Source organism: Winogradskyella ursingii (assembly GCF_013403975.1).
Lineage (GTDB): Bacteria > Bacteroidota > Bacteroidia > Flavobacteriales > Flavobacteriaceae > Winogradskyella > Winogradskyella ursingii.
In genome coordinates, this window is the sequence record NZ_JABFDH010000001.1 from 89,125 (window position 1) to 114,319 (window position 25,195).

19 protein-coding genes are annotated in these 25,195 nt (G+C 34.6%); 9 read left to right on the forward strand and 10 right to left on the reverse strand.

Annotation, left to right across the window (positions count from 1 at the left end; translation table 11 throughout):
- The first annotated feature begins 134 nt into the window (after nucleotides 1-134).
- The 6 genes from HM983_RS00390 to HM983_RS00415 all read left to right on the forward strand — a co-directional run bounded on the left by HM983_RS00390 (nucleotide 135) and on the right by HM983_RS00415 (nucleotide 9,278).
- A complete protein-coding gene (locus HM983_RS00390) occupies nucleotides 135-926 on the forward strand; it encodes a DUF3108 domain-containing protein (protein ID WP_179343257.1) in 792 nt (263 codons plus the stop codon).
- A 6-nt stretch (nucleotides 927-932) separates the two neighbouring features.
- A complete protein-coding gene (locus HM983_RS00395; protein WP_179343258.1) occupies nucleotides 933-1,865 on the forward strand; it encodes a tryptophan 2,3-dioxygenase family protein in 933 nt (310 codons plus the stop codon).
- 12 nt (nucleotides 1,866-1,877) lie between these two features.
- Nucleotides 1,878-3,194, forward strand: a complete 1,317-nt coding sequence (locus tag HM983_RS00400) for a M23 family metallopeptidase (RefSeq protein ID WP_179343259.1) — start codon at nucleotides 1,878-1,880, stop codon at nucleotides 3,192-3,194.
- A complete protein-coding gene (pgi, locus tag HM983_RS00405) occupies nucleotides 3,195-4,847 on the forward strand; it encodes a glucose-6-phosphate isomerase (protein WP_179343260.1) in 1,653 nt (550 codons plus the stop codon).
- A 155-nt stretch (nucleotides 4,848-5,002) separates the two neighbouring features.
- A complete protein-coding gene (locus HM983_RS00410) occupies nucleotides 5,003-7,576 on the forward strand; it encodes a TonB-dependent receptor (RefSeq protein WP_179343261.1) in 2,574 nt (857 codons plus the stop codon).
- Nucleotides 7,577-7,589: 13 nt separating this feature from the next.
- Nucleotides 7,590-9,278 (forward strand): choice-of-anchor J domain-containing protein, encoded by a 1,689-nt coding sequence (locus HM983_RS00415; protein ID WP_179343262.1) that lies wholly within the window; start codon nucleotides 7,590-7,592, stop codon nucleotides 9,276-9,278.
- Nucleotides 9,279-9,355: 77 nt separating this feature from the next.
- Here HM983_RS00415 and gldD read toward each other — a convergent pair whose 3' ends face one another.
- From gldD to mutY, 4 genes are all read right to left on the reverse strand, one after another.
- Nucleotides 9,356-9,925, reverse strand: a complete 570-nt coding sequence (gene gldD / locus HM983_RS00420) for a gliding motility lipoprotein GldD (RefSeq protein ID WP_179343263.1) — start codon at nucleotides 9,923-9,925, stop codon at nucleotides 9,356-9,358.
- A complete protein-coding gene (locus HM983_RS00425; protein WP_179343264.1) occupies nucleotides 9,925-11,238 on the reverse strand; it encodes a gliding motility-associated protein GldE in 1,314 nt (437 codons plus the stop codon). The genes gldD and HM983_RS00425 overlap by 1 nt, the downstream gene beginning before the upstream one ends.
- A gap of 24 nt (nucleotides 11,239-11,262) precedes the next feature.
- Nucleotides 11,263-11,718: a single-stranded DNA-binding protein gene (locus HM983_RS00430; RefSeq protein ID WP_179343265.1), complete on the reverse strand. Its 456-nt coding sequence runs from the start codon at nucleotides 11,716-11,718 to the stop codon at nucleotides 11,263-11,265.
- 70 nt (nucleotides 11,719-11,788) lie between these two features.
- Nucleotides 11,789-12,838, reverse strand: coding sequence for an A/G-specific adenine glycosylase (gene mutY / locus HM983_RS00435; protein ID WP_179343266.1), 1,050 nt, complete (start codon nucleotides 12,836-12,838; stop codon nucleotides 11,789-11,791).
- Between the two features lie 134 nt (nucleotides 12,839-12,972).
- On the opposite strand from mutY, the gene HM983_RS00440 reads away from it, so the two are divergent.
- Both HM983_RS00440 and HM983_RS00445 read left to right on the forward strand, forming a co-directional pair.
- Nucleotides 12,973-13,263, forward strand: coding sequence for an HU family DNA-binding protein (locus HM983_RS00440; RefSeq protein WP_110474016.1), 291 nt, complete (start codon nucleotides 12,973-12,975; stop codon nucleotides 13,261-13,263).
- Between the two features lie 405 nt (nucleotides 13,264-13,668).
- Nucleotides 13,669-15,213: an Rne/Rng family ribonuclease gene (locus tag HM983_RS00445; protein WP_179343267.1), complete on the forward strand. Its 1,545-nt coding sequence runs from the start codon at nucleotides 13,669-13,671 to the stop codon at nucleotides 15,211-15,213.
- A 113-nt stretch (nucleotides 15,214-15,326) separates the two neighbouring features.
- Here the strand turns inward: HM983_RS00445 and HM983_RS00450 are convergent, their stop codons facing one another.
- The 6 genes from HM983_RS00450 to HM983_RS00475 form a co-directional block, all read right to left on the reverse strand.
- Complete coding sequence (locus HM983_RS00450; protein ID WP_179343268.1) at nucleotides 15,327-15,920, reverse strand: hypothetical protein; 594 nt, start codon at nucleotides 15,918-15,920, stop codon at nucleotides 15,327-15,329.
- Nucleotides 15,921-15,932: 12 nt separating this feature from the next.
- On the reverse strand, nucleotides 15,933-16,166 hold the full coding sequence (locus HM983_RS00455) for a hypothetical protein (RefSeq protein WP_179343269.1): 234 nt from the start codon (nucleotides 16,164-16,166) through the stop codon (nucleotides 15,933-15,935).
- A gap of 314 nt (nucleotides 16,167-16,480) precedes the next feature.
- Nucleotides 16,481-18,334 (reverse strand): hypothetical protein, encoded by a 1,854-nt coding sequence (locus tag HM983_RS00460; RefSeq protein WP_179343270.1) that lies wholly within the window; start codon nucleotides 18,332-18,334, stop codon nucleotides 16,481-16,483.
- 250 nt (nucleotides 18,335-18,584) lie between these two features.
- Nucleotides 18,585-19,622: an aldo/keto reductase gene (locus HM983_RS00465; RefSeq protein ID WP_179343271.1), complete on the reverse strand. Its 1,038-nt coding sequence runs from the start codon at nucleotides 19,620-19,622 to the stop codon at nucleotides 18,585-18,587.
- Nucleotides 19,623-19,822: 200 nt separating this feature from the next.
- Entirely contained in the window at nucleotides 19,823-20,782 is a 960-nt protein-coding gene (locus tag HM983_RS00470) for an OmpA/MotB family protein (protein ID WP_179343272.1), read from the reverse strand.
- Between the two features lie 27 nt (nucleotides 20,783-20,809).
- Nucleotides 20,810-21,571 carry an exodeoxyribonuclease III gene (locus tag HM983_RS00475; RefSeq protein WP_179343273.1) on the reverse strand — a complete coding sequence of 254 codons (762 nt, stop codon included), beginning with the start codon at nucleotides 21,569-21,571 and terminating at the stop codon, nucleotides 20,810-20,812.
- 136 nt (nucleotides 21,572-21,707) lie between these two features.
- On the opposite strand from HM983_RS00475, the gene HM983_RS00480 reads away from it, so the two are divergent.
- Nucleotides 21,708-25,133, forward strand: a complete 3,426-nt coding sequence (locus tag HM983_RS00480) for a hypothetical protein (RefSeq protein WP_179343274.1) — start codon at nucleotides 21,708-21,710, stop codon at nucleotides 25,131-25,133.
- Nucleotides 25,134-25,195: the final 62 nt, after the last annotated feature.

Genomic DNA, 25,195 nt, shown 5'->3' on the forward strand with positions numbered 1-25,195 from the left:
TAAGCGAAATTATTGTTAATATTAGCCAAGGATTTTGATTGTATTTTAACCTTTTAATACATTTGGAATAGTAATTGTAATTCATATAATTATAACGTTGAAAGAGCGTTATTTTAATTGCAACACTGAGAGTTATGAAACATTTATTTACAATTATATTACTGCTTGTGGGATTGTCCACTTCAAAGTCACAGATGGACCCAGCGTTTCAAGAAGGTGAATGGTTTGAATTCAGGATGAGCTATAGTGGCTGGTTTAAGGCTGGTGAGGCTACGCTAAAAGTAGATGAAAAAGAATTGAACGGTAAAAAAGTTTACCACGTTGTAGGAAAAGGAAAAACAACAGGATTGGCTAATGCCTTTTTTAAGGTAAGAGATCGCTACGAAAGCTATTTTGATAAAGAAACAGGAGCACCTTATAAATTTATCCGAAAAATTGATGAAGGTGGCCACACCAAAGACATTGAAATAGATTTTAAGCACCGAGAAAGAAAAGCGGTTGTTAATAATAAAAAGCATAAGGAAGTAAAGACTATTGCCACTGAGCAAGATGTTCAGGATATGGTTTCGATGTATTATTATTTACGAAACAATATTGATATTGCTACTTTGCGAGAAGGTGACGAAATTAAAACTAACATGTTTTTTGATGAAGAAAACTACGGTTTCAAACTCAAGTACTTAGGCAAGGAAACTATTAATGTAGATGTTAATGGCAGTGATGTTAAAGTTAATACCCTAAGGTTTAGACCTTACGTTATGGCAGGTCGCGTGTTTAAGGAGGAAGAAAGTCTGACGCTTTGGGTCAGTGCAGACAAAAATAAGATACCTTTGAAAATAAAAGCAGATTTGGCTGTTGGTTCCCTACGTGCGGATTTAGTAAAATTCTCAGGTCTCAAACACCCTTTTAAAATAGTAGTAGATTAAAATAATATGCACGACTTACATAAATTTGATAATATCGTTAAAGAACTTCAAAAAAAGTACATAGCGATAGAGCAAGATACAGATGACCATTTATACGGCTTGCTCTACAGCAAGCCGATTACATATTGGGATTATATACAGACCGATGCATTGCTCAGCCTTCAGATTCAGCGAACAACTCTTCCTGATGAAATGGTATTTATTGCCTATCATCAAATCAATGAACTTATCTTTAAAATGATTCTATGGGAAATTTCCCAAGTTGCAGAAAAGGAAGAACTAAATGTTGAGTATTTCGAAAGTAAAATAATGCGTATCAGTCGTTATTTTGATATGTTGACCACATCCTTTAACATTATGCGTGAAGGCATGGAGGTGGAGCAATACATGAAATTTAGATACACCTTAACACCAGCCAGCGGATTTCAAAGTGCGCAGTATCGTTTGATAGAATTTGCATCAACTGAGTTAATTAATCTTATTGATTATAGATTTAGAAAAGATATCAATCGCGACACACCATTTACACATGCCTTTGAGCATTTGTATTGGCAAGCCGCAGGAAAAGATCACAAAACTGGTAAGAAATCCACACTTTTAATTAATTTTGAAAAACGTTACAAAGAAGATTTTTTAAGGTTTATGGAAACCTACAATACTAAAAATCTTTGGACGCGGTTTAAGGAGTTGCCAAAAGCAGATCAAAAAGACGATGATTTGGTAAAAGCCATGAGACATTACGACTATACGGTTAATGTAACTTGGGTAATGGCGCATTACAATGCAGCCGTACATTACATAGAAAGTGGTATAGGTGATGGTGAGGCTACAGGAGGTAGTGATTGGAAAAAATACATGCACCCCAAATATCAAAAGCGTATTTTCTTTCCTGATCTTTGGACAGAAGATGAATTGGAAAACTGGGGACAAAACATATAATTTAGTTATTAAATGCAGTTAAAGAGATTAGTAGCACTAACCATAGTTTTAATAGGGATTTACAGTTGTAAAGAAGATAATTCAGCTGAAGTTAATTACGATAAAGAACTTGCCGAAATTGTTGAAGAAGAAAAAATTCTCGAATTTGGTTTTGATCTAGATAATTACATTGTGAAGCGTGATACCATCAAAAGTGGTGATAGTTTTGGTGAAATATTAGCGGCTCACAATATTGGCTATTCCACAATTTTTCAAATAGCCGAAAAAACAAAAGACACATATGATATAAGAAAAATATTGCCTGGCAAGCCCTATACTCTATTGTATGATAAATCTACTGAAACGGATAGTTTGCCAAAACCGAGAACCTTTATCTACCAACCTAGTGTAGAAGAATATTTGGTTATCAATTTTAAAGACTCAATACAAGCTTACAAAAGCAAAAAACCAATCAGTTATGTCGAAAAAACAGCAACAGGCATTATAGAAGACAACATTTCTTTGACTTTACAAGAAAAAGGTCTAAGTCAGGTTTTGGCCAATAAACTTGCAGACGATATTTACGCGTGGACCATTGATTTTAGAAGATTACAAAAAGGAGATAGATTCAAGGTTATATATACAGATAAATTTATTGACGACACCATTTATGCTGGTGTACACAATGTTAAAGCCGCCTATTTTGAACATAAAGGAGACTCGCTTTATGCTTTTGAGTTTGTAACCGATTCATTAAAAGGAATTAAGGACTATTTTAATGAAGAGGCAAAAAATCTAAGACGTGCGTTTTTAAAAATGCCTGTAAAGTTTGGTCGTTTGTCCTCACGCTATAATCTTAAGAGACGAATAGCTTATTACGGTTACAAATTAAGGCCACATAAAGGAACAGATTTTGCGGCACCTATTGGTACACCAATCATGGCAACTGCAAATGGTACAGTTACTGAATCTACAAGGCGCGGAGGTAATGGAAAGTATGTTAAGATTAGGCATAATGCTACTTATAGTACGCAATACCTGCATATGAAAGCCCAAAAGGTAAAAAGAGGCAAGTATGTAAAACAAGGTGATATTATTGGTTGGGTCGGTATGACCGGTAATAGTGGTGGACCTCATGTGTGCTATCGTTTTTGGAAAAACGGAAAACAAGTCGATCCGTTAAGAGAGAAATTGCCAGAAGCTGAGCCTATTTCAGATAGTTTAAAAGTAAAATTTTTAGAACACATAGCGCCCATAAAGCAACGATTGGATAATATCTTTTTCTTTGAGTCCAATACGATTGAAGGAGAAGCGACAATAACAGAAGATTTAAAACCAGAAATACAATAAATGGCATTAAAATCTACCAATCCAACCCAAACGGAATCTTGGAAAAAACTGCAATCTCATTTCGATGAAATAAAAGCTAAACACCTCAAAGACTTATTTAAAAACGATTCCGATCGAGCCGAAAAATTAACTATTAAGTGGAAGGATTTCTATGTAGACTTCTCTAAAAACAGAATCACAAATAAGACTATTGATTTGCTTATTGGTTTAGCCGAAGAAATGGATCTCAAAGAAGCGATTTCAAAATACCTTCAAGGAGATATTATCAATGCTACCGAAAGTAGAGCTGTATTGCACACCGCTCTTAGAGCACCAAAACATGAAGAGATTTTTGTTGATGGTGTTAACGTTATACCTGAGGTTCACGAAGTAAAAAATAAGATTAAAAACTTTACCAATGCTGTGGTTAAAGGCGATCATAAAGGATTCACAGGGAAGTCCATAACCGATATTGTTAATATTGGTATTGGTGGTTCAGACCTTGGGCCAGCTATGGTGGTAGAATCACTTCAGTACTACACCAACCATCTCAATACCCATTTTGTGAGTAACGTAGATGGCGACCATTATGCCGAGGTAGTAAAAAAACTAAATCCAGAAACGACTCTGTTTGTTATTGTTTCTAAAACATTTACAACACAAGAAACATTATCAAATGCCAATTCTATTAGAGCTTGGTTTTTGGAGTCTCAGCCTAAAGAAGCAGTTTCAAAACATTTTGTGGCTGTTTCAACCAATATTAAAAGCGTTAAGGAGTTTGGTATTGATGAGGAAAACATTTTCCCAATGAAAGAATGGGTCGGTGGCCGTTTTTCACTTTGGAGTGCCGTGGGTCTATCTATAAGTCTTTCTGTTGGATATGATAATTTTGAACGTCTTTTGGAAGGAGCTTATCAAATGGATGAGCATTTTAAACAGGCAGATTTTAAAGAAAATATTCCGGTAATTTCTGCATTATTGACCGTTTGGTACAGTAACTTTTTTAGATCAGAGAGTGAAGTTGTTATTCCATACACTCAATATTTAAATCAGTTTGCAACGTATTTGCAACAGGGCATCATGGAGAGTAATGGGAAAAGTACAGATAGGGACGGAAATAAAGTAAACTACGAGACAGGTACATTGATTTGGGGAGAACCTGGCACTAACTCGCAACACGCCTTTTTTCAACTCATACACCAAGGTACAAAGCTGATACCTGCAGATTTTATTGGTTTTGTAGAATCACTTCATGGAAATAAAGAGCATCATAATAAGTTAATGTCTAATTATTTTGCCCAAACGGAAGCTTTAATGAATGGTAAAACAGAAGCAGAAGTTTTGGAAGAATTTAGCGGACAATCTTTATCGGAATCTGAGATTAAAAAATTATTACCTTTTAAAATCTTTGAAGGTAATAAACCAACGACGTCCATTCTCATTAAAAAACTTACACCAACAAGTTTAGGTCAGCTTATAGCTATGTATGAGCATAAAATATTTGTGCAAGGTGTTATATGGAATATTTACAGCTATGACCAGTTTGGCGTTGAATTGGGGAAACAACTTGCTAAAACAATATTAGAAGAGTTAAAAGATTCATCTTCTAAAGAGGGACACGATACTTCAACCCAAAACCTCATCGATTATTATAAGAATAATTCATCTTTCTAGTTAAATTTCAACTTATATATAAATTCTTATTTCAATTATGTTAAGAATTTTCAATAGTTAATAACTGTTAAAAACCTTAACGTTTTGTTAATAAAGATGACCATATTATGCGTAATTTTGCCAAAAATTAAACTCATAATAATCTTTAAAACAAAATGAAGAAAATTACTAAATGTTTATTAGTTGTTGCAGTAATGTTGTTTACTGCATTTTCTTTTTCGCAAAGTACAATCACTGGAAAAGTTTTTGGTTCTGACATGAACGCTTCACTTCCTGGTGCCAATGTCATAGAAAAAGGAACATCAAATGGAACAACCACCAATTTTGATGGTGAATTTGAACTGACAACAACTTCATCTTCTGGTGAAATTGTAATTTCTTACGTTGGTTACGTTGCTCAAACCATTGCGTTCAACGGAAATCAAGACTTAGGAACAATCACCTTGATGTCTAGTGAAGTAGGCTTGGAGGAAATTATGATTGTAGCTTCGGTAGCTGTAGATAGAAAAACACCAGTAGCGGTTTCTACTGTTAGAGCTGAAGAAATTGCATTGAAACTTGGAACACAGGAATTCCCTGAAGTATTAAAATCTACACCTGGAGTGTATGCAACTAAATCTGGTGGAGGATTTGGCGACGGACGTATTAACTTACGTGGTTTCGATTCAGAAAATGTTGCCGTTATGATTAACGGTGTACCTGTTAATGATATGGAAAACGGACGTGTTTTTTGGAGTAACTGGGCAGGTCTAGGTGATGTAACTAGTACGTTGCAAGTACAAAGAGGTCTTGGAGCAGCGAGAGTTGCTGTGCCATCTATCGGTGGTACCATTAATATTTTAACCAAAACTACAGATGTTGAAGAAGGTGGAAATGTAATGACTACCTTAGGTAACGATGGCTATACCAAATTTGGTGTGACTTACTCTACTGGGTTGATGGATAATGGTTTTGCGGCTACGGTTTCTGCTTCAAAAACTGATGGAGATGGCTATGTGAGAGGTACTCAATTTAATGCTGTAAATTACTTTGTCAACGTTTCAAAGGAAATCAATGATTTCCATAAATTATCTTTCACTGCATTTGGTGCAAAACAGCGTCACGGTCAAAGACAAAACAGACAACTTATTGAGGTCTACAAAAGAAGTCCTGACGGAATTAAATACAACCAAGATTGGGGTTATAAAAATGGTCAAGTGACATTTATTGAAGATAACTTCTACCACAAACCTCAAATATCTTTAAACCATTATTGGACATTAAATGATAAAACGGATATATCAACAGCTGCTTACGTATCGTTTGGTTCTGGTGGAGGTGGCGGAACTCTGGGAAGTGACGCTGATGCACCTGGGTTTGAAAATGACGGAAGATTTAAATTCACTGATCCTGAATACAGAATTGGTAATTTTGGACCGTTAGATTTTGATAGAATAGTTGACGAAAATATTGCAAATGGCGCTAACGGATCAAATGCAGCGTTGAGAGCATCTAGAAATGACCATAATTGGTATGGTGTCTTATCTACGTTAAAATCTGATTTATCTGAAGATTTAGTACTATTAGCTGGATTGGATTACAGAAATTATACAGGTATTCACTTTAGAGAGGTAACAGATTTATTGGGAGGTCAGTTTATTATAAATGAAGATGACGTTAATAATTCAACAGGCGTAGCAAGAGAAGGAGATAAAGTTGCTTACTATAATGATGGTTTAGTGGGCTGGCTTGGGTTCTTCGGTCAATTAGAATATGACATAAATGAAGATTTTAACACATTTGTATCTGTAAATGCTTCAAATACTTCTTACAAGAGAAAAGATTACTTTAATTATTTGGATGGTGACCCATTACAAGAAACAGATCGTTTTAACTTTTTTGGTTTTGGCGCCAAAGGTGGTGGTAACTATAGAATAGATAATATGCATAATGTTTTCGTAAATGTAGGCTACTTTGAAAAAGCGGCAGATTTTGATGCAGTTTTTCCTAACTTTAACAATGAGGAAATTAATGAAAATGCAGAAAATCAAAAAATTGCTAGTTACGAAGTTGGATACGGATTTAGAAGTGATAAGTTCACTGCGAACGTTAATCTTTACAGAACAGCATGGAGAGACAGAACGGAAACCATATCTTTTCAGTTAAACGAAGACGAAACAGGATTTGCAAACATTTTGGGTGTAAATGCAATTCACCAAGGTGTGGAAGTTGATTTCGTATATAAAGCAACAGACAAGTTAAATGTTAGAGGAATGTTGTCTTTAGGTGATTGGAGATGGGAAGAAAATGTTACTGATGTTAATATTATTAATGAAGAACAAGAAGTTGTTGATACAGTAGATTTATTTATTGAAGATATCCCTGTGGGTGATGCAGCGCAAACTACATTCGCTTTGGGTACAGACTATAGATTCAGTCAAAATACCAGATTTACTATAGATTACAATTACTTTGCTCGTTTGTATGCAGATTTTGATCCAAGTGATAGAGGTACGGAAGGTGCGCCAGATCCATGGAAAGTGCCAGATTATGGAGTTTTTGACACTGCCTTTTCACACACTTTTCCTTTTGGAAGCTTCGAAGCGACTTTAATTGCTAGAATGAATAATGTTTTTGATACTGAATACATAGCAGATGCTTTAGACGGTACAGATTCAAATGCAGAAACAGCATTAGTCTATTACGGTTTTGGAAGAACATTCAGTGTAGGCGCAACAATTAAATTTTAAAAAAATTAGAAAAATGAAAAAAATAATTTATTTAACCGCATTTATAGGTTTGACCTTTTTAGGTTGTGACCCTATAGAAGATATCAATAATGATATCGAAGAAGAAGTGATTGTTGGTGTAGATGAGTTTACACTGACTTCAGATGACTATACAGATCTAGTTGATCAACCGGATGATGCAGAACCAGATTATTACGAAACCTTTGAAGCATTCAGAGATCTTGATGACGCTAAGGCAACGTTACCGGCGTTTTTAAGTGACAGATACCCATTCTGGGGAAATGGTTCTTCTGTAACCGTAAATTTTAATCTTTATGATGGTAACCCAGAAGACGTTAGTGCTTTTGCAAATGCAGAGGTTTATACACTGGGAGCGGAAGATTATCCAACTGCTAACAGTAATGCCTTCTTAATGGGTGAAGATATCGAAACTACATTAGATGATGTTTTAGCAGAACAATTTGTAATGCCTTCAGAAGGACAAGTCGTTAGATTGTCTTATAACCAATTCACCGAAGCTCCAGAAGTAGGTTTGGCAAGTGTTTATGAAGCTGCATTCCCTGCAAATTTTAATGATTTTGAACTTATTGAAATCTTAGATGATGGTTTAGAAGGAGGAGATGATAATTTAGGTTGGAGAAATCAATCAGCTTTTGCTGAAGGGTCTGGATTTGCTGGAGGTGCAAATGCAACTGAAGAGTTGTTAATTTCACCTGAAATTGACTTAACCAACAATGGTGGTCTTTTTCTACAAATAACTCAAGAAATAGATTTTTTAGGAGATCCAGATTTAATCAGTGTTGAGATTTCTACAGATTATACAACTGGTAGTGACCCTATGACAGCGACTTGGACCGTCTTTGATTATGATAAGACGATTTATCCGGATATGACAACTTCAGAAGATTTCGATTTTTCTCAGTTTGATGGTGAGACAATTCATGTGGCATTAAGATATAGTTCTACTGACACAGATTCTTCAAGATGGAGAGTTGAATCATTTGCTATAAGAACAACAGGATTCGAAGGAGAGACAGAAAATGTATCGGTATACTACAGATACTCAGAAGGAAGTTGGAATGAAACTGAAGGAGTATATTATCTTACAAACGATGATTATGACTCTATGGGTGAAGAATCTGGTCAACCAGGCCGTTTTAATAACTTCAGTGATTCAGTTGCACCAGGAGATTATTTGCCACAATTTTTAAGTATAGAATATCCTTTTGCTCAAGAAGAAGATGAAATCTTTGTTATATATAGATTTTTTAGAGGAGGTAGCGTTGGTACCGTAACTAGAGGTAACCTTTATACATTTGTCAATGGTAGTTGGGTAGAGCAAACATCGTCATTACAGTTTGGTCTAGAAAATGGAATATGGGTGCCAGATAACACCATTAGATACACTTTAGCTGGGTCTGATTATGATTTGGTAGCTACAACTCTGCTAAACGAAGAAGGATTTGAAGCAGCAGCAGGAAACTTAAATAACTTCGGTAATTTTAACAGAACTGGAAGTGGAACATCTTGGAATGATGAAATGATGTTAAGAGCAATGAACATTGTTTTAGATAACCTTAATCCTAATGCAGAAGAAGGTCAGAAGTATGTGGTAACCGCAAATACTTTTGGTGCAAGTTCTACTGAAGATTTCAGTGTTATCAAAGTAGAAGGTGAATGGGAATACCAAACAGAAGACTAAATAAACTTATAGTCTAAATAAAAAAAATGCCCATCGTCACGATGGGCATTTTTTATTACTTGATATATTTATAACCATTAATTTTTCCAACGGACGGTTTCCATAATACGCTTTATATCTTTTTTTAGATATTCTGAAGCCGGATAAATACTATCGTAATTAGGTTTTGCATAAAAATAAAGCGAGCCGCTTAAAAAATGGTTGATACTATCAGTAACGTAGAACTGGGATTGTGACGCTGCATCTCCACCAATTTCATAAATCATTCCATAGACTTTAAATTCTGGATTGAGAAATTCATTCTGGGAAATTTCGTCAGCTTTAATAGTATGTTTTTGAGTGAGGTTTTGTGAATCACGTAAAAGGTTATCTAAATTATTGTCTTCAACCTTTTTATAGGATAAGTAAATAGTGCCTTTTAATGAAGGGTATGTGATATCCATACCAATAGCATCTCCTTTGATTTTTAATTCAGAAATAGGTTCAGCTATTTCATTTTTTTCAAATGAGAATGGTAATGGTGTATTTACTTTTTTATATACAGCATTTGGGTATTCTAATCTGAGATAGGCTTTTGGTTTTGGTAATGGATCATCACCACAACCAAAAAATAGTAAACTTATAAGTGGTAATACCAATCGCTTCATTAAACTTTGTCTAAAAGTGTGAGTTTTATTTGCTTTATGCGTTTGCGCTCCAAAGACTCTATAGTAAAAACGTAATTCTTGAAATTTATTTTACTCCCAATTCTTGGAAATCCACCTGAAATTTCCAAAATAAAACCTGCTAAGGTTTCAGCTTCGCCTTTTTTGGTTTCAAAATCCGTATCGTCTTCAATACCAACAATTTTATAAACGTCCTTTAATGGGGTTTTGCCTTCAAAGCTATAATTATTGTTGTCAATTTTGGTAAATATCAAGTCTTCGTCATCGTATTCATCACTGATATCGCCAACGATTTCTTCAATGATATCTTCTAAGGACACTAAGCCAGATGTCCCTCCATATTCATCTACAACAACAGCCAAATGAACTTTCTTTGTCTGGAACTCTACCATTAAATCATCGAGTTTTTTATTCTCTGGAACAAAGAATGGATCCCTTAAAATAGAAGTCCAATCAAAAGATTTCTTATTGAGATGAGGTAATAGGTCTTTCGCGTAAAGTACACCTGTTACCGTGTCAATGCTTTCTTCATAAACAGGGATTCTAGAATATCCGTTCTCAACAATTTCAGCAATAATCGTTTCAAACGGCGTGCCTACTTTTAGAGCAAATAGATCCATTCTCGGGCGCATTACTTGTTTGGTGTCTGTATTGCCAAAAGATACGATACCCTGTAGCAATTTTTGCTCCTCTTTTGTAGTGTCTTGTGAATTGGTTAACTCTAAAGCCTGTGATAACTGGTCTACACTTAGATTAGATTTTTGTTTCCCAAATGTATTTTGAAGTTTTATTGTAACAAAACGCATTGGTAAACTTAGTGGCGAAAAAAGAATATCTAAAACCTTTATTGGTCTTGCAACAAACGATGAAAACTTAACACTATTTCTACTGGCATAAATTTTAGGGATGATCTCACCAAAAAGTAATATTAAAAAAGTTACGATTACTACTTCTAAAAAAAACCGAAGAATGGTGCTGGAAATATTTTCAAATATAGTTTCGCCAATAAAGGCAAATAATAGAACTATAGCAATATTTATAAAGTTATTGGCTATAAGTATGGTGGCTAATAGTTTTTTAGGACGCTCCAAAAGCTTTGCTATAATTTGCATAGCTCCAGACTTGTTGTCTAAGCCTTCTTCAATATTAGATTTTGTTAACGAAAAAACAGCTACTTCGGCACCAGAAATAAGTGCAGAACACATTAACAAAATAATTAAAATAATAATGCTAGTAATTAGCGAAGTGCTAGAAGCTAATAAATTAATAATTAAAACCGTGGGTTCAGGGTCCAAGACGTATAGATTGATTAAATAAAATTAAAATGGCAAATCATCATCTCCGTTAGGTGCACCGCCACTTTGGGATTGATGTTGATTCTGGGATGTTGTTTCGGAAGCGTTATTAGGTTTTTGTTGGTGAGAATTTTGTTGCTCATTTTTGTTGGTCAAAAATGTAAAATCGGTACACTGAATTTCAGTAGAATAACGCTCCATACCTTTATCGTCTGTCCATTTTCTGGTTTTAATGCGACCTTCTATATATACTTTATCACCTTTGGTAAGGTATTTTTCGCAAATCTCTGCTCCTTTATTTCTAACTACGATATTATGCCATTCCGTATTTGAAACTCGCTCATTAGTCTGTTTGTTGGTATATGTTTCGTTGGTTGCCAAAGGAAAGCGTCCTACACAATTTTTATCGTCAAAATAATGCATTTTCACTTCATCTCCCAAATGACCAATTAGCATAACTTTATTCAATGTTCCTGACATAATCTATAAATTTTACGCAAAGTTACTCTTTTTGCAATCACTACTTTAAAAGTAGTAAAAAAATGTGATTTTATAAATCCGGAAAATTAAACGCATCAATAAAATTACTTATAAGAATAGGTGTTGGGTAATTTTTAAGACTATCTATAGGTATTGCAGTCTCAGGTAAATGCTTAGTTTCTACAATCCAAAATTTAGTATAGAGATTTCTGTGCGATAATTTATGCAACACGTCTACCTCATTGTATAATGAATAGTCAAACTCTAAGCCTGATAAAGGTGTATTATTTAAATCTAATTGATGAAACTCAGTTGATTTTAAACTTTTTTCTGATTCAACCAAAGGAAATTGATAGAGGTTCTGCCAAATCCCTTTTTTGTTACGCTTTTCAAACATGATTCTGTTTTGAGAATCTATACAGACCAAAAAGTTATAATATTTTGTGGTTACTTTAGTCTTTTTTAACTTCACAGGAAGTACATCTACTTTCTTTTTTTGAAGTGCCATGCAACCCGTATTCAAAGGACAAACCGAACACCTAGGATTTTTTGGAGTGCATTGCACCGCACCAAATTCCATAATCGCCTGATTGTATTCTCCAGGATTACTTTGGTCTATGAGTGTTGAAGCTAAATGTTTAAATTCTTTAATGCCTTTGGAAGAGTTTATAGGTGTATCAATCCCAAAATAACGTGATAATACTCTATATACGTTGCCATCTACAACGGCTTCGACCTTGTTAAAAGCAAAGGAAGCGATGGCACTAGCCGTATAATCTCCCACACCTTTTAATTTTATTAGGTCTTTATAGTTGTCAGGAAAAACACCATTAAGATCAGAAGCTACGTGTTTTGCGGTTGTGTGCAAATTTCTAGCTCTAGAGTAATATCCAAGGCCTTGCCAAAGCTTTAAAACATCATGTTCAGTTGCATTTGCCAAGTCAAAAACCGTCGGGAATTTCTTCACAAAAGCGTTATAATAAGGTAATCCTTGTTTTACTTGGGTTTGCTGTAAAATAATTTCTGAGAGATAGATATAATAAGGATTCATGGTGTTACGCCAAGGAAGTTCTCGCTTATTATTTGAGTACCAGATAATTAGTTCTTGGGTAATCTTCATGTAATCATTTTGGATAATGGACAAAATTAAACGTTTATCACGTTAAATTTTAATTAATTACGCTTGAAATATTGAATTTAAATTGCCTATATTTGCATCCCTTAGAATTTATAGTAACCCTAAAATTAATAACTATGACAAAAGCTGATTTAGTAGCTAAAATATCTGACAAGTTAGGTATAGAGAAAGGTGATGTACAAGCTACAGTTGAAACCTTTATGGAAGAAGTAAAAACTTCATTAGAGAGTGGAGATAACGTGTATTTAAGAGGTTTTGGAAGTTTTATAATTAAAACAAGAGCTGAAAAGACAGGTCGTAATATTTCGAAGAATACAACAATTAAGATTCCAGCTCACAACATACCAGCATTTAAGCCTGCAAAAGTATTTTTAGAAGGCGTAAAAACGAATGTTGAAGTCAACTAAACTAGACGCATTTAAACAAAATATTAATTAAAAAGCATTATTTATTATGCCAAGTGGTAAAAAAAGAAAAAGACACAAGGTAGCGACGCATAAGCGTAAGAAACGTAGACGCGCTAATCGTCACAAAAAGAAATAAATTGTAAAAAGTAGTTTTATAGCTACTTTTTTCAGTTTTAGAACGCCCTGATTCTTAATGTTTAAGCTAAAATATTATAGTTAATACTTTTAGTGACTACAAAAAGATTAAATAAGTTCTTAAAAGAAACGTTCTTTGATATAGAATTTAGAAAGCATTTAATAGAGTGTTTCTAAATTTGTTGGATTCCCGATAGCGATCGGGACCTGTGTCAAAAAATTTAGTAAAATCCATCTATCTCAATTAAGAGTTAGATATAAATTAACATTATGAACAAGGAATTAATCGTAAGATCGAGTTCAGATATTGTTGATTTTGCCTTATTAAAAGATGGAAAACTTATTGAATTACACAAAGACGAAGAGGATAACAACTTTGCGGTTGGTGATATATTTATTGCCAAAATCCGTAAGGTTATGCCTGGTCTAAACGCTGCGTTTGTTAACGTAGGGTACGAGAAAGATGGTTTTTTACACTATCATGATCTTGGGCCGCAATTGCCTTCGCTTTTAAAATTCATTAAGCGTGTAAGCACAGGAAAATTAAGAGATTATACTCTCAAAGACTTTCCGATGGAAAAGGATTTGGATAAACATGGCAAGATTGCAAACGCCATCAAATCCAATCAATCCATTTTGGTACAAGTAGTAAAGGAGCCAATTTCAACAAAGGGACCTCGCATTAGTTCAGAATTGTCTATTGCAGGGAGATACATCGTCTTAGTCCCTTTTTCTAATCGTATTTCAATTTCACAGAAAATTGAATCTCAAGAAGAAAAAGACCGATTAAAGAGACTCGTAAAAAGTATCACACCCAAAGGATTTGGCGTTATTATTCGTACCGTAGCAGAAGGCAAAAAAGTTGCCGAGCTAGATAATGATTTGCAGAATTTGCTGAGTAGATGGACAGCAATGTGTAAAAAGCTATACAAGGCACATCACCCTACCAAGGTTTTGGGCGAAATGAATAAAGCTTCCTCAATTTTAAGGGATATTTTTAACGATTCGTTCACAGGTATTGTCGTAGATGATGAAGCTTTGTACGTAGAAATAAAAGATTACGTGCAACAGATTGCACCGAAAAAAGAATCTATAGTTAAGTTCTACAAGAATGGTGTACCAGTTTTTGAAAAATTTGGCATAGAGCGCCAAATTAAAACATCATTCGGTCGTACCGTCTCAATGGCTCGTGGAGCCTATTTGGTTATTGAACATACAGAAGCAATGCATGTTGTGGATGTAAACAGTGGTAACCGCTCTAATAAAGAGAAAAATCAAGAAGATACGGCTTTGGAAGTTAACTTAATCTCAGCCACAGAAATTGCCAGACAATTACGTTTACGTGATATGGGTGGTATTATTGTTATCGATTTTATCGATATGAACAGGGCAGAGAATAGAAGAAAATTGTTTAATCATCTTAGGGATGAGATGAAAGATGATAAAGCCAAACACAAAATATTACCGCCGAGTAAGTTTGGATTAGTACAAATAACCAGACAGCGCGTTAGGCCAGAGCGTAACATTAAAACTAAGGAGGAAAATCCCGACTTAGTAGGAGGAGCAGAAATCGAAGCACCAATTAAAGTGGTAGCTCGTATTAAGCAAGACCTCGAAACGCTTTTAAAGAAAGACTATAAAAAGATTACATTAAATGCACATCCTTTTATAGCAGCCTTTTTAACCAAAGGGTATCCATCCATCCGTACAAAGTGGTTCTTTGAACACAAAAAATGGGTAAAAGTTTTACCCAGAGATGCTTACACTTATCTTGAATATCATTTTTTAGACAAAGATGGTAACAAAATCAAATAATATCTATTAAAAAAAGCCCTTCAGAATTTCTGAAGGGCTTTTTTGGTTTAGATAATGCATTGATTAAAATCAAGCGCTAACTAAGGGTAATTTCTTCCTTGCATAATATCTAATTAGCTTTTCTTTCTAAGTAATGTTTTAAGTTCTTCTTGATAGAGGATTAATTGTAAAGCTAAAACCATGGTAGTTTGCCAAAAAGCAAATAAATAAGTCTCTTCAATCATTGATTTAGTTAACCTTAAAGTTAGTAATATTAAAATTGAAATTGTAGCTGTAATTTTAAAGTATCTATTGGTTTTAACTTTGAAAAGTAATTTATAAGAATAAAACATTAATAAAGGTGAAAGAATTGCAATTGAAATTATATTTGAAGATTCTTTAATTACCATTGAATTAATATAATTTGAATTAAAATCTGTTGGTATTTTTTCTATAAAATAAATTATAACACCAACAATAAATAATGATAAAAACAAAACAATAAATGATAAACTAACTGAACTTATAAGGTTTATAATGATGCTATATCTTATCTTTTTTAAGTTAAAAAGTGTAATCACAACACCGAATGATGAAATAGTAAAATACAAAGAATTGTATTTAAAAATTTCTAGTTTTTGGAATAACAAAACTAGAGTAAAACATACAAGCACTGGTAAGATGACTTTAGAAATAAGGACAGATTTATTCATTATGGATGCTCTCATAGAATTCGATTATTAATCACAATTTATTTCACTTATGGTATCATTACTAGTAAGCAATTCTTCAATTTTTTCTTTATCTACTCGAATAGCTGTTTTTGAAATAATTGTGGCTTGACCAACATTAATTAACCCATTGAGCGGATTCTCCCTGCATATTTTCCCATGCTGCTTTTGCAACATTATGAAGAGTGTCCTGCCACCATGAATCATTTGATCTTTGAACAATTCAATGACTCTAACATACATAGGTAGTTTGGATTTTGATAACTATAACCAATAATTTCTTACCATATGATAAATCAGTATTCCTAATATAATCACAATAATTCTTTCTAAAATTTGTTTGTACCGATTTATCTTGATGTCCCTTATAAATAAATAAATGAATAAAATAATCACTACTAGTAATAGGATAAGAAAGATATATCCTAAAATACTCGGCGTATATACAGACATAACATATCTTTTAGGCAGACAAGATATTACTAAGCTTAAAAAGGATAGTGAATAAAACAAAAAACTGAGTCTTTTACCGTTATTTGATTTCATAATTTTCTAACTTAATCGTTACAACCTAATTCACTAATAGGTAGTTCACCCATTAAAACCTGCTGTACTTTATCCCAATCTGGCCTATTCTTCGTGGCTTCAATAATAGTAGAATCACCATCATTAATATCAACAAACTGGTTTATTTTTGACTGAAAACTTTCCCATAGTTCATCTGAGCCATCGAAGGCATTTGATATTTCTTCATCTCCGAAAATCCAATCAATTAAATATGAACCATTTTCTACAGTATTAGAGTCAAATCTATCTACACCTCTAACAAAAAAACTAAATGAACCATCTAGGTTTAGCTCATATCCAAATTGCCTTGTGCCACTTACGGGATGGTTACCAGCATAAGGTGCGTTCATCGTCATAAAATACCAATAGCTGTTTGTGTATTCCGTACAGACAACAACACCTTCATCAATAGGTATATCTATATAGATAATACTGCCCAAAGGATTATTGGAGTTCCAAAGGTCAGTTTCCGTTTGGCACATAGAGGGTATCTCACAATACGGGTCAAAAGTTGTGTCTTCAACGAAATTATTAAAATTTCTACGTATATAATCTAAAAGTCCATCTGCAGTAAATTGGCTGTTTGTATCCGGATTGTTTGGAAGCGTTGTAATATTTACTGAAAAGTAGTCGAGATTAACCATGGTTCCATTTGCTTCGTCCAAGGGTTGAATCTCAAAATTATTTGCCCATGAGCTTGGTAGGTTTTCTATTTTATCCAAAACACTCTGAGGTGCAGTGTGCTGAGCCAATGTTTGCCAATTTTCTATTTGTAAACAGTCTATTTCAAGTAATAGAAATGGATTTGCTTCGAGTTGATTCATTAATTCTACTTCTAAAATCTCAAGCAACTCATCAATAACAGATTGTTGAGCTTCTACACTACAATTATTTTGTCTTACAAGAAAACTTTTAAATACTCTCCACTCGTCAGGAGTAAGAATTTCTCCTAAAGCTTCAAAGACCTCATGATCTAACATCGTTGAGTTGTTATCACCTAGAATGCCCACATCATTAAGACAATCTGCAATTTCTTGCCATTCTGGAGCAGGATCTTCCATTGGCGTAGCATCTGTTGTTTCATCGGTATTGTTATTGGTTGTATTGCCTCCTGTACCGCCGCCGCCATTATTGTTGGAATTATTGTTGTTAGTAGAGTTATCTCCTGGTCCAGCTCCATCTCCGCAGCTAAGGTCCTCTTCATAAATCCAAATAAATGTATCATTGCATCTAATTGTTCTTGGTGGATCGCAAGTAGATGGTGCTGTAGTGCAGTCACATTGTTGGCCATACGAATGGCTATTACCTGTGCATAACTCGTTATAAACGCATGTTTCTCCTTCAATAACGTCTACAAGTTTTGGAGTACAACCGGTAGTTCTGCCGAGTATTAAATTATTATCCTGAATAACCTGTATATCGAGAACCATAGTGTCAAAAATCTTATACCCATCTGTATCAAGCGTGTAATGGTAGCCCAATAGGTATTGCTCATAGCTGCCGTCATCAAAAGCTTTATAAGTATAATTCTCTAAAATATTAGGTAGAACGGAATCTCTAAAGGCGAAGAACGTATAGGTCGTATAGCCATCATTTTCGATAATCTGTACCTTACTATCATCTATGGAAAAACCATAAGTATTTGAGGTAATGGTGTCTCTACTTTTTAGACCATTATTTCTAATGGGAGCAATCCTTTCTGCAATTTCACCGTTGTCTACTTCAAAATGGCTCCAGGGTACAACTCTAATATTTTTGTTGTCTGGAAGATTATTTTCTTTTTGGTCTTCAATAAGTGGTATGTCTTTCTCACAAGAGACATAAGCGGTTAGCAACCTAAACATAGGATTGCAGATAATAAACGGTTTTTCATGTATATATTGATTAATTGATTACGTATTAATCGTTATAAAATTAGGGTCTTAGGAGGGAGCTTTTATTAGGATTAGTTAAAGTTATTTATAATTTGTAAACCATTAAAATGAAGGGTTGTTAAAATTTGGGGCAAACGGATGGTTTAATTACGGTTTTTCCGTAACTCATATAAACTTATTGTTAAGTGATTTTTCATTTACATGCAAATCAAGAACATAACTAAGAAGCAGGATTAGGAATGTCCGCATGTACCGCGTTTATAGCTTTCACCACTTCATCGGATAAAGTAATATCAATACTATTAATATTTTCTTCTAATTGTTTCAAATTAGTAGCTCCAATAATATTACTCGTTAAAAAAGGTCGTTCGTTTACAAAAGCCAGAGACATTTGTGCTAAGGTCATACCATGATCCTCAGCAATTTTTAGATAACGTTTTGTGGCTTCGGTACACGACTTACTGCTATAGCGTTTAAATCTTGGGAACAATTTTAAACGCGCATTGCTCGCAGCATTTCCTTTAAGATATTTGCCAGACAAAACGCCAAACGCCATAGGTGAGTATGCCAATAACCCGATATGTTCTCGGTGTGCAACTTCGGCTAAATCACTTTCAAATCCTCTGCATAATAAAGAATAGGCATTCTGTATGGTAATCATTCTGGGAAGTTCATTGCTTTTCGATTCTTGCAAATAGCGCATCGTTCCCCAGCCAGTTTCGTTAGAAATACCAACCTGTCTTATTTTTCCTGACTTTATGATTTCATTAAGATGGTGAAGAACCTCATTGAAGTTATCTTCCCATTCGTCATTTGGATTGGGTTTATAGTCCCGAGTGTCAAACGTATTGGTATCACGTTCTGGCCAATGCAATTGGTATAAATCTATATAATCTGTTTTAAGTCTTTTTAGACTATTTTCAACAGCGTCATTAAGAGCTTCTTTGCTAAAACCATTGGTTCTGATGTGTGCTGTATAGTCGCCAGTACCTGCTATTTTAGAAGCTAAGATTATTTTATCTCTGTTTCCTGTTTTTTCAAACCAATTTCCAATAATACGTTCGGTTTCAGCATACGTTTTTGCTTCTGCTGGTACTGGATATAATTCAGCTGTGTCAAAAAAATTAACCCCTTTATCCAATGCTAAATCCATCTGGGCAAAACCTTCTTCTTGAGTATTCTGGTTGCCCCAAGTCATTGTACCGAGGCATATTTTACTTACTTTGATATCTGTATTGGGTAGGGTTGTATATTTCATAACATTTCCCGTGAAGGCGGGAATCTTTTTAATGGTTAAACAATATAAGATGAGACATCTCGACTACGCTCGATGTGACAGTCCAAATTACTTGAAGTAATAGAACAAAAATAACAAGACCTCACAGGTATTTATAACTTGTGAGGTCTAAATGTTTGTTAAGGTTTGATTTAAGAGATTCCTGCGTTCGCAGGAATTTGTTATATCTCATTCAGCAATTTAGAGATCTCGTCCAATTTAGGCGTCAAGATCACTTCAATTCGTCTGTTTTTCGCTCTGCCTTCAGCAGTTTCATTTGTCGCGATTGGCGCATATTCGCCACGACCAGCTGCCGTTAAGTTTTCTGGGTTTATAGATGGATTTTCTCTTAAAATATTGACAATTGCTGTCGCACGTTTGGTACTTAAATCCCAGTTACCACTTAATTGTGCATTGCCTTTATATGGGACGTTGTCAGTGTGACCCTCAATTAAAATGGCGATTTCGGGATTATCTGCCAAAACACTTCCTAATTGTTTTACGGCCTGTTTTCCTTGTGCGCCAACATACCAACTACCAGATTCAAAAAGTAGCTTGTTTTCCATCGAAACATATACTTTTCCGTTACGCTGTTCTACAGTAAGTCCTTTACCTTCAAAATTAGTTAGCGCCTTAGAAATGGCGTTTTTCAGCTTTCTCATATTGGCATCTTTAGCTGCGATTACATTTTCTAATTCGGCAACACGTTGCGAACGGTTTTCCAATTCTTTCTTCAATGTTTCTAGCCGAGCATTTTCCGCTGCCAATGCTTGTTCTTTTGCTTCAAGTTGAGCCAGAAGCTCTCTGTTTTTTTGTGAATTAGCAGCAATGGCGGCAGAACTATTTTCTTCAAGTGCTTTATAAGACGCTTTTAAATTGGCGAGATTACTTTCTGCCGCTTTATAATCGGTTTGGAGTTTATCTCGCTCTGCAACCGCTTTTTCATAAGCAGATTGTAATTGTTCTAAATCATTATTAAGTCTATTGTTTGATTTTGAAAGTTGTTCCAATTCGTCTGAAAGACTTCGGTTCTCCATTTTCAGATTAGCATTTTTGTCTTCAAGTTCGGTGTAAAGCTTCTTTGAAACGCATGAAGCACATAGCATTAGCGTTAGCGCAAGTGTTGAAATTTTTTTAATCATGATGAATTTAGGTGTCTGTTAACTGTTTTAAATATCCAATTCAAGCAGAATAGGACAATGATCACTATGTACTGCTTCGGTTAGTATAACGCTTCGTTTTATTTTTTCTTGTAATGGTTCGCTCACCATAGCATAATCCAATCGCCAACCTTTGTTGTTAGCTCTTGCGTTGGCACGATAGCTCCACCATGAAAATTCTTGTTTTTCAGGATGTAGATAACGGTAGCTATCTATAAAGCCGCTATCAATAAAGTCTCCCAGCCACTCACGCTCTTCTGGTAAAAAACCGGAAACCCCTTTCATTTTTGGGTTATGAATATCAATTTCCTCGTGGCAAATATTATAGTCTCCGCAGACGACCAAATTTGGATATTCTTTCTGTAAATCATTGAGGTAATTATGAATTAAATTCATGTACTCAAACTTATGAGACAATCTTGCATCGTTAGTTCCAGACGGTAAATACATACTCATCACAGAAACATTATCGTAATCTACCCTAAGATTTCGGCCTTCAAAATCCATAGATTCAATACCGGTGCCAAATTCAATATTTTTTGGCTGATTTTTACATAAAATGGCGGTTCCGCTATAGCCTTTTTTCTGAGCACTGAACCAATAATTGTATTCATAGCCTGCGTCTTTAAATAGGTCTAAATTTAATTGCTCTGCCATCGCTTTTATTTCCTGTAAACAAATCACATCAGGATTGGTGGCTTTTAGCCAATCGATAAAACCTTTATTTATGGCGGCTCTGATACCGTTTACATTATATGAAGCAATTTTCATTTGATTGATTTTTTTGGTTCAGCACGAAAATAAATAATACATACTTTTACAGCGATATTTTAAGCCTGTTTTAACGAATGGCGCAAGACATTTTTGGAAATAAAATATTTCTTGCTATTAATAGTTATAACCATACATGAAAATTGCTATTTCATTTCTATTACTGTGCTGTGCTTTTGTGAGTTTTTCTCAAGAGCGAAGCAGTAATTTTAAAATAAAAAAAATAGCAGTTAGAGACTCCATTAAAATTGATTCCGTAAGCATCAATCCATCACGATTTGTGGTAAGATCTAAAGACGGAAAACAAATCGATTCTACCTTATACACAGTTGATTTTTCAAAATCAATACTTACATTTAAAGTGCCATCGGAATTGGATTCTATCACGGTTGAGTATCTACGTTATCCTGAATTTTTCACCAAAGTTTACAGACAATTGGATGAGGATGTGATTGTTGAAAATACCACCGGATTACAACAATTGTACAAACTTGAAAATACCAAAAAACGAGAAGTGTTTACACCGTTTGATGGATTGACTACTTCTGGAAGTATCTCACGTGGTGTCACCATTGGTAATAATCAGAACTCTGTATTAAATAGCGAATTGGATTTGCAGATTTCAGGAAAACTGAGTGATAAAGTCTCATTGCGAGCTTCAATCCAAGATGCTAATATTCCGTTACAGGAAAGTGGCTATTCCCAGCGCTTGGACGAATTTGATCAAGTGTTTATTGAATTGTTTAGCGATGACTGGAACATCCGAGCAGGCGATATAGATTTGGTAAATACCAAAAGCTATTTTGCCAACTTCACAAAACGTGTACAAGGTTTGTTGGTTAACGCCAATTTGAACCATAATTTGTCCGTATATGCTTCTGGTGCTTTAGTGCGTGGACAGTTTACTACCACACAGTTTACAGCACAGGAAGGCAATCAAGGTCCTTACAAATTAACTGGGCCTAACAATGAGTTATTTGTTTTAATTGTCTCGGGAAGTGAAACGGTTTACGTCAATGGCGTACCATTAGAACGTGGTGAAAACAACGATTATATTATAGATTATAACGCTGGCGAGATTATTTTTAATTCAACTTTTCCCATTACTTCCGAAATGCGAATTACGGTAGATTACCAGTTTAGCGAGCGTAATTACAGCAGGTTTACGGTCTTTGGCGGTAGCAGTTATGAAACAGACAAACTCAGTTTAAATGTATCTGTATATTCCGAAAGTGATGCAAAAAATCAACCTTTGCAACAGAATCTATCTACAGAGCAAACACAAATTTTAGCAGATGCTGGTGATGATATGGATGCTATGATAGCGTCATCGGCTACACCAGAATCTTTTTCCGAAAATCGAATTTTATACAGAAAGGAATTTGCTGGTACGGAAGAAATTTTTGTGTTTTCTCAAAATCCAGAGGACGAATTATTCAGTGTTAGATTTACTTTGGTTGGAGCCAATCAAGGAGATTATATTTTGAGCAATGACAATGCCGTGAGCAATATTTACGAATATGCTGCACCAGTTGGTGGAGTGCCTCAAGGTAACTATGCGCCGATTATTCAATTGGTAGCACCAGAGCGTTTACAAGTCGCAGTGATCAACGGCCGTTACAAACCAACTGGACGCACCAATGTGTTTTTTGAATTAGCGGGAAGTAAAAACGATGAGAACCTGTTTTCAAATTTAGATGATAATGATAACGATGGGTTTGCAACCAAAGTGAGTATTGCTCAAAACATTATAAAATCAGATAGTTTATGGAATTTATCCGCTCTGGTTGATGCTGATTTTATTCAAGAAAATTTCCAAACTATTCAACGGTTGTATCGTGCAGAATTTAATCGTGATTGGAATTTAGATACACAACAACCCAATAATGCCAGCGTCAATTTTGGGAACCAGTTGTTGTTGACTTCAGGTCTCCAATTATCACATTCAGAAAAAGGCACAGCCAATTATAATTTTGAGCACCTTAATTATTCTGAAAATTTTAATGGCAACCGACATAATATTTCGGCCAACTTAAGATTGAAGAATTTCAGGATATTTTCGAATTCAAGTTTTTTAAATAGTGAGAGCACAATCAATCAATCTACATTTTTACGGTCTTTTAATCGCTTAGTTTACGGCAGAAACAAAAAATGGGCAGGTGTAAAATTTGCCACTGAGGATAACGAACAGATGGTGAAAGCAACAGATTCCCTAACACCCTTGAGTCAGAGATTTAGAGCTTACGAAGCCTTCGTTGGCATTGGAGACAGCGCCAAAGTTTTTGCTGAAGTTGGTTACGTTAAACGTTTTAACGACAGTTTGAGAGGCAATAATTTGGACCGCGTAAACAGTTCTGATACGTATTATTTAAAGTCCAGATTAATTCAGAATAGAGCTACCAATTTGCAATTATTTATCAATTATAGAGATTTAAAAGCCGAGGATGAATCTACTCAAAATGAACAAAGTTTAAATAGTCGATTAAGTTTCAACCAAAAGTTATTCAATAATATTATTTTATGGAACACCAATTTTGAAACTAATTCTGGTACATTACCACAACAGGATTTTACATATGTAGAGGTTGAGGCTGGGCAAGGAGCCTATGCGTGGATTGACTATAATGAAAATGGAATTCAAGAACTCAACGAATTTGAAATTGCACAATTTGCGGACCAAGGCAATTATATTCGCGTATTGCTGCCAAATCGGGTTTTTGTGCGGACGCATCAAAATAGATTAAGCCAAACACTGACATTGAATCCGCAACAATGGAGTAATTCAGAAAATAAAACAAAACAATTTTTTTCACATTTTTACAATCAGACGTCGTATTTAATCGATAGAAAAATAAGGAGAGAAGGCAATAATTTTAATCTCAATCCTTTTAAAGATGATGAGGACAACCAATTGGCATTAAACAATAGTATACGAAATGTGCTATTTTACAATAGAGGGAAACAACGCTATACGACTTCTTATACCATATTAGAAAATGCGAATCGTAATTTGCTTTCCATAGGTTTTCAAGAAAATAAATTAACTAGTCACCAGATAAATTTTAATCACAAATTCGCTACTAACTGGCTAGCAAATCTCACGGCAAGCTTTAGTAGAGACATGAGTGTTAGCGAAAATTTTGCCAATCGCAATTATGAGATTGACGAAGAGCGCTTATTTCCAAAATTATCATATTTATTTAGTGAAAATGCGCAGTTCGATGTGTTCTATCAATTTACTTCTAAAAACAATACCATTGGTAGTTTAGAGTCTTTGGCACAACATAATTATGGCTTGTCATTCACCTATAACAATGCTCATAAAATAGCCTTAACTGGCGAAATAAATTACTTTCAGAATGATTTTGAGGGCAATGCCAATACACCTGTAGCTTACCAAATGCTTGAAGGTTTACAACCAGGAAAAAACTTTACTTGGAGCTTACTTGCGCAAAAAAAGCTAACTAAATTTTTAGATTTGAATTTGAATTACTTCGGCAGAAAAACTGAAACATCAAAAAGTATTCATACAGGAACTATTCAATTAAAGGCCTATTTCTAAAAATAGGTATATTCTTACGCAACCTATTAGGTCATTTCGTATCTAAAGGGTATAATTGTTAT